The organism is Pseudomonas sp. R1-7 (assembly GCF_051132105.1).
Taxonomy (GTDB): domain Bacteria; phylum Pseudomonadota; class Gammaproteobacteria; order Pseudomonadales; family Pseudomonadaceae; genus Aquipseudomonas.
In genome coordinates this window covers 801,178-807,500 of the sequence record NZ_CP071661.1, presented here as the reverse complement: position 1 = coordinate 807,500, position 6,323 = coordinate 801,178, and the positions used below count along the sequence as shown (strand labels likewise).

The following is a 6,323-nucleotide window of genomic DNA, read 5'->3' as shown; positions in this document are numbered from 1 at the left end:
CCGCCAAAGCTGTGATAGGCGACAGGCACTGGCAATGGAACGTTGACGCCGACCATGCCGACTTCAATCTCATCACAGAACAACCGCGCCGCCTCGCCGTCACGGGTAAAGATGCAGGTACCGTTGCCATATTCGTGATCATTGATCAGCTGCATCGCCTCTTCCAAGCTGTCGACCCGGACGATACACAGCACTGGCCCGAAGATTTCTTCCTTATAGATACGCATCTCAGGTGTCACGCGATCGAACAGACAGCCGCCCAGGAAAAAGCCATCCTCATGCCCAGCGACACTCAAGCCACGACCATCGACAATCAGTGATGCCCCCGCCGACACGCCCTCTTCTATATAACCACTGACCTTGTCGCGGTGTTGCCCGGTAACTAGCGGCCCCATGTCCAGTCCGCACGAAGTCCCCGCACCGATCTTCAGTGCCTTGATCTGCGGAACCAATTTGACCACCAGCGCATCCGCCACCTGGTCGCCGACGCACACCGCCACCGAAATCGCCATGCAGCGTTCACCGCACGAACCGTACGCCGCGCCCATCAAGGCACTGACTGCGTTGTCCAGATCGGCATCGGGCATCAGGACCGCATGGTTCTTCGCACCGCCCAGGGCCTGGACGCGTTTACCGCGACGAGTCCCCTCGGCATAGATGTACTCGGCAATCGGTGTCGACCCAACAAAACTCAGCGCCTTTACTTCCGGCGCTTCAATCAACGCATCCACCGCCGCCTTGTCGCCATGGACCACGCTCAACACACCTTTGGGCAAACCGGCTTCCAGCAATAGCTGGGCAATCAGCAATGTCGAGCTCGGATCACGCTCGGACGGCTTGAGGATGAAGCAGTTGCCACAGACGATAGCCAGCGGATACATCCACAACGGCACCATCGCCGGGAAGTTGAACGGCGTGATACCTGCCACGACACCCAAGGGCTGGAAGTCTGACCAGGCATCAATGTTCGGTCCTACATTGCGACTGTATTCGCCCTTCAGGATTTCCGGCGCGGCACAGGCAAACTCAACGTTTTCGATACCACGCTTGAGCTCACCCGCGGCATCTTCCAACGTCTTGCCATGTTCTTCGCTGATTAATTGGGCGATACGCGCTTCGTTCTGCTCCAGGAGCTGCTTGAAACGAAACATCACCTGGGCGCGCTTCGCCGCCGGTGTGTTGCGCCAGGCAGGGAAAGCCGCCTTGGCGGCATCGATCGCCTGCTGGACAATCGCGCGATCAGCCAGCGGAACCTTATGGATGGCTCGGCCAGTGGAGGGGTTGAACACATCGGCCGTCCGAGCGCTGTCGCTCAACAGTTCGCCATTGATCAAATGCGGGATGAGGCTCATGGGGACTCCAGGAAATTCGGTCACCAGACGCTCAAGAATGAGCGTCTCTCTATAAGGAAGAAATCAGTCGATCTTGTTCAGCACTTCACCAACCGCATCGAAAAGGCGATCCAGGTCTTGCGGCTTGCTGTTGAATGTCGGCCCGAACTGCAAGGTATCGCCACCAAATCGCACATAGAACCCAGCCTTCCACAGAGCCATGCCCGCCTCGAATGGGCGTACGATCGCGTCGCCATCACGCGGAGCGATCTGGATAGCCCCGGCTAGGCCAAAGTTGCGAATGTCGATGACGTTTTTCGAGCCCTTCAAACCATGCAAAGCAGCCTCGAAATGCGGCGCGACGTCGACCACGCTCTGCACCAGGTTTTCCTTTTGCAACAGGTCCAGCGCCGCCAAGCCTGCCGCGCACGCCACCGGGTGCGCCGAGTAGGTATAGCCATGGGGAAATTCCACGGCATATTCGGGCGTCGGCTGGCTCATGAACGTCTGATAGATTTCGCTGCTGGCAATCACCGCTCCCATCGGAATCGCACCATTGGTAACTTGCTTGGCGATGCACATCACGTCCGGGGTCACACCAAAGCTGTCGGCACCGAACATCGCACCGGTACGACCGAAACCGGTGATCACTTCGTCAAACACCAGCAAGATGTTGTGCTGGTCGCAGATTTCCCGCAGCCGCTTGAGGTATCCCTCCGGCGGTACCAATACGCCGGCGGAACCGGCCATTGGTTCGACAAACACCGCAGCGATGTTGGAAGCGTCGTGCAGCTCGATCAACTTCAGCAGCTCATCCGCCAAAGCGATGCCACCCTCCTTGGGCATGCCTCGGGAATAGGCGTTACCGGCCAGCAAGGTGTGGGGCAGATGATCGACGTCGATCATGGCTTGGCCGAACAATTTGCGATTGCCGCTGACGCCGCCCAGGCTGGTGCCGGCGATGTTCACACCGTGATAACCACGAGCACGACCTATCATCTTGGTCTTGGTGGCCTGCCCCTTGAGGCGCCAGTAGGCGCGAACCATCTTCACCGCGGTATCAGCGCACTCGGAGCCGGAGTCGGTGAAAAACACATGGTTAAGGTTGCCCGGGGTCAGGCTGGTAATTTTTTCCGCCAACTGGAACGACAGTGGATGGCCGTATTGGAACCCCGGCGAATAATCGAGGGTGCCCAGTTGCTTGGCGACCGCCTCTTGGATTTCCTTGCGAGTGTGTCCGGCGCCGCAGGTCCACAAACCCGACAACGAGTCGTAGACCTTGCGCCCCTTGTCATCGGTCAGCCAGCTACCTTCGGCGGCTACGATCAGGCGAGGATCGCGTTGGAAATTGCGATTGGCCGTGTAGGGCATCCAGTGGGCATCCAGCTTCAACTGGCTGGCCAGGGAACCGACAGCGTGTTCAGGCATGTTCATCGACAAAACCTCGCAAGACATAAGCGGACTGAATCAGAGCGTTCTTGCGGCTACGTTGCCACGGCGATAAAGTCGGTGAAATCCAGCTTTTCTAACCTTCAGTCAGCGGATCACTAAACTATGAGTCTTCGTCGTTCCGATCCGCTGGCCCAGGTCAGCGACTTCGATATCCGCTTGCTGCGCATTTTCCGCAGCGTGGTGGAATGCGGTGGATTTTCCGCCGCCGAAACGGTGCTCGGTATCGGTCGGTCGGCCATCAGCCAGCAGATGAACGATTTGGAACAGCGCCTCGGGCTGCGCTTGTGCCAGCGTGGTCGCGCGGGCTTTTCACTGACGGAAGAAGGCCGCGAGGTCTATCAATCGGCCCTGCAACTATTGAGCGCGTTGGAAAGCTTCCGCACCGAGGTCAACGGCCTTCACCAGCATTTGCGCGGCGAACTGACCATTGGCCTGACGGACAACCTCGTCACCCTGCCGCACATGCGCATCACCCACGCCTTGGCCCAGTTGAAAGAACGCGGACCCGACGTGCAGATCCAGATTCGCATGATTGCCCCCAATGAGGTCGAACAAGGCGTGCTCGATGGTCGCCTGCATGTCGGTGTGGTTCCTCAAGCCAGCGCCCTTTCCGGGCTCGAGTACCAGCCGCTCTACAGCGAACGCTCGTTGTTGTATTGCGCAGTGGGACATCCGCTGTTTTATGTGGATGATCAGCAACTCGAAGACGCTCGCCTCAATAGCCAGGACGCCATCGCGCCAACCTTTCGCTTGCCGGCCGACATCCAGGCCCATTACCAGGCACTGAACTGCACCGCCAGCGCATCGGACCGCGAAGGCATGGCCTTTCTGATTCTCACTGGACGCTATATCGGTTATCTGCCGGATCACTATGCCAATCTCTGGGTCCAGCAAGGTCGGCTGCGCGCCCTCAAGCCCTTGGCGCGTTTCTACGACCTGAGCTTGGCATCGGTCACGCGCAAAGGTCGTCGCCCTCATTTGGTGCTGGAAAGCTTTCTCGAAAGCCTGGCAGCAACACGCTGATATTCTCCACCGCGCGGCTTTTATAGCGGCAACCCTTGTCGGATCCGCGCCGGTGCGCTATGAACGCATTTGCCCCGCACCCACAGACCCAGCCCGGAAACGTCCATGACCTTTGAAGTTCCCGCCCATGGTGGCAAGCCGACCGGCCGCATTCGTCAACAGAACGAAGAGACCATCCTCAGGGCCGCCGAGGATGAGTTCGCCCGTCACGGTTTCAAGGGCACCAGCATGAACACGATTGCCTTGAAGGCTGGATTGCCCAAGGCAAACTTGCACTACTACTTCACCAACAAGCTCGGACTCTACGTCGCGGTGTTGAGCAACATCGTCGAGTTATGGGACAGCACGTTCAACTCCCTGACGGCCGAGGACGATCCGGCGCAGGCGTTGACCCGCTACATCCGCGCCAAGATGGAGTTCTCCAGGCGCCAGCCCCAGGCATCGCGGATTTTCGCCATGGAAGTCATCAGTGGCGGCGAATGCCTGAGTGAGCACTTCAACCAGGATTATCGCGCCTGGTTCAGGGGCCGGGCGGCTGTTTTCCAGGCTTGGATCGATGCAGGCAAAATGGACCCGGTCGATCCGGTGCACCTCATCTTTCTGTTGTGGGGCAGCACCCAGCATTACGCCGACTTCGCCACCCAAATCTGCCGCGTGACCGGGCGCAGCAAGCTGACCAAGCAAGACATGATCGACGCCGGCGACAACCTCATCCGTATCATTCTCAAAGGCTGCGGCCTGACACCTGACCTCTAGGATTACATGCCTTATACCCTCGCCGGCTTTTGTGAGTACCGTGAAGAAATCCGCAAAAGCCGTTTCATTACCCTCGCGGCCCCCATCAACAGTCCCGCCGAGGCCCAGGTCTTTATCGAACAGCACAGCGACCCCGATGCCACGCACAATTGCTGGGCATGGAAACTGGGTGATCAGTATCGAAGCAGTGACGATGGCGAACCGGGCGGCACCGCCGGGCGGCCGATCCTGGCCGCCATCCAGGCCCAGGCCTGCGATCAGGTCGTGGTGTTGGTCATCCGCTGGTACGGCGGAATCCAATTGGGTACCGGGGGGTTGGCGCGGGCTTATGGCGGCGGCGCAAACAAATGCCTGCAAAATGCTGAAAAGATTGAATTGATCAGCCGCGTGGCGCTGCGCTGCGTTTGCGGCTTCGCGGAACTGCCCTTGGTAAAACTACGTACAGCCGAGTGCGGTGGCTTGATAAATACCGAGCATTTCACCGCTAACGGCGTGGAACTCCAATTGGCGGTGGGTGAAGACCACATTGAAACGCTGCAGACACGATTGTCCGACCTGAGCCGCGGGCAAATACGCCTGGAGCGCCAAACAGCCCGATGACATACGCCCCCGATTTGCCCACATGCGCTGTGCACCTGCTTGTGGATAACCTGGGCGCATCACGCTGTAACCCTTCTGTCATGCGGCTTTCGGCGATTTGTACGTTTTTTATACACGCGCCTCAAGAGCCACCGAAATCTTCAGGAAAACAACTGGTTGCAGCGCTTTATCGCCTTTAGAAGAAAGCCGCACGAGGCTTATGCCCGACTGTCCAGCTTGCGCACAATTACTGTGGAGCAACCTGTGGATAACCCGTTCATGGCTCCGGCTGCATCAAGAGCAGCATGGTTCGCAGCCGCTTGATCAATTTTTAATCAATCGTTACGGTGATTGAAGAAGCTTCCGTGGGATCGACTCGACTCGACACACTGCGTCACATCTGAAACAACGGCTCGGTAAACGCTGTCCATTAATCCCATGACCTTTTCATTCAAGGATGCCCTCATGAATTACGCAAAAAACGCATTGATCATCGGCGCCTCCAGGGGCTTGGGCCTGGGTTTGGTGAAGACGTTGCTCGGCGATGGCTGGAACGTCACTGCCACCGTGCGCAACCCGCAGAACGCAGACGCGCTGAAAGCGCTGGGGCCGGTGCGCATCGAAAAGCTCGACATGGACGACCAACAAGCCGTCATCGCCCTGAGCCAGCAGCTCAAGGATGACACCTTTGACCTGCTGTTCATCAACGCCGGCGTCAAGGGCCCGGAAAACCAGAACCCGGGCGGCGCAACGTTGGCGGAGGTCGGCCAGTTGTTCTTCACCAACGCAGTGGCGCCGATCAACCTGGCACAGCGCTTCGTCGGGCAGATTCGCGAGGGCAGCGGAGTACTGGCTTTCATGAGCTCCGTGCTCGGCAGCGTGACCATGCCCGATGCGCCGGAACTGGCGCTGTACAAGGCAAGCAAAGCCGCCCTCAACTCGATGACCAACAGTTTTGTCAGTCAATTGAGCGAGCAATCGTTGACCGTGCTATCGCTGCATCCGGGCTGGGTGAAGACGGATATGGGCGGGGAAGGCGCCGACATCGACGTCGAGACCAGCACGCGAGGGTTGATCGATCAGGTCAATGCCTTCGCCGGCAAGGGCGGGCATCACTTCGTCAACTACAGGGGCGAGACGATTCCCTGGTAAAACGCCACTCCCTCGGTAGATTTCGCCGAA

At 58.5% G+C, this 6,323-nt stretch carries 6 protein-coding genes (1 of these 6 running past the window's edge); 4 read left to right on the top strand and 2 right to left on the bottom strand.

What is annotated here, in order from left to right; all coding sequences use genetic code 11:
* A protein-coding gene (locus J3P79_RS03600; protein WP_434608234.1) for a CoA-acylating methylmalonate-semialdehyde dehydrogenase crosses the window boundary here: on the bottom strand, positions 1-1,352 show its 5' portion. The gene continues 142 nt to the left of window position 1, outside the view; only the first 1,352 of its 1,494 coding nucleotides appear in the window; the start codon lies at positions 1,350-1,352; the stop codon falls past the left edge of the window.
* Positions 1,353-1,415: 63 nt separating this feature from the next.
* On the bottom strand, positions 1,416-2,765 hold the full coding sequence (locus J3P79_RS03595) for an aspartate aminotransferase family protein (RefSeq protein WP_434608232.1): 1,350 nt from the start codon (positions 2,763-2,765) through the stop codon (positions 1,416-1,418).
* 120 nt (positions 2,766-2,885) lie between these two features.
* Here J3P79_RS03595 and J3P79_RS03590 point away from each other — a divergent pair, with 120 nt between their 5' ends.
* The 4 genes from J3P79_RS03590 (at position 2,886) to J3P79_RS03575 (ending at position 6,293) form a co-directional block, all read left to right on the top strand.
* Positions 2,886-3,806, top strand: a complete 921-nt coding sequence (locus tag J3P79_RS03590) for a LysR family transcriptional regulator (RefSeq protein ID WP_434608230.1) — start codon at positions 2,886-2,888, stop codon at positions 3,804-3,806.
* Positions 3,807-3,911: 105 nt separating this feature from the next.
* Complete coding sequence (locus J3P79_RS03585) at positions 3,912-4,562, top strand: TetR/AcrR family transcriptional regulator (RefSeq protein WP_434608228.1); 651 nt, start codon at positions 3,912-3,914, stop codon at positions 4,560-4,562.
* Between the two features lie 6 nt (positions 4,563-4,568).
* Positions 4,569-5,162 (top strand): IMPACT family protein, encoded by a 594-nt coding sequence (locus J3P79_RS03580; protein WP_434608226.1) that lies wholly within the window; start codon positions 4,569-4,571, stop codon positions 5,160-5,162.
* 444 nt (positions 5,163-5,606) lie between these two features.
* A complete protein-coding gene (locus tag J3P79_RS03575) occupies positions 5,607-6,293 on the top strand; it encodes an SDR family oxidoreductase (protein WP_434608224.1) in 687 nt (228 codons plus the stop codon).
* The last annotated feature ends 30 nt before the right edge of the window (positions 6,294-6,323 follow it).

Bases quoted from the DNA above. Each gene is read 5' to 3' on its own strand.
- J3P79_RS03595 (WP_434608232.1), bottom strand. From the start codon at position 2,765: ATGAACATGCCTGAACACGCTGTCGGTTCCCTGGCCAGCCAGTTGAAG.
- J3P79_RS03590 (WP_434608230.1), top strand. From the start codon at position 2,886: ATGAGTCTTCGTCGTTCCGATCCGCTGGCCCAGGTCAGCGACTTCGAT.
- J3P79_RS03585 (WP_434608228.1), top strand. From the start codon at position 3,912: ATGACCTTTGAAGTTCCCGCCCATGGTGGCAAGCCGACCGGCCGCATT.
- J3P79_RS03580 (WP_434608226.1), top strand. From the start codon at position 4,569: ATGCCTTATACCCTCGCCGGCTTTTGTGAGTACCGTGAAGAAATCCGC.
- J3P79_RS03575 (WP_434608224.1), top strand. From the start codon at position 5,607: ATGAATTACGCAAAAAACGCATTGATCATCGGCGCCTCCAGGGGCTTG.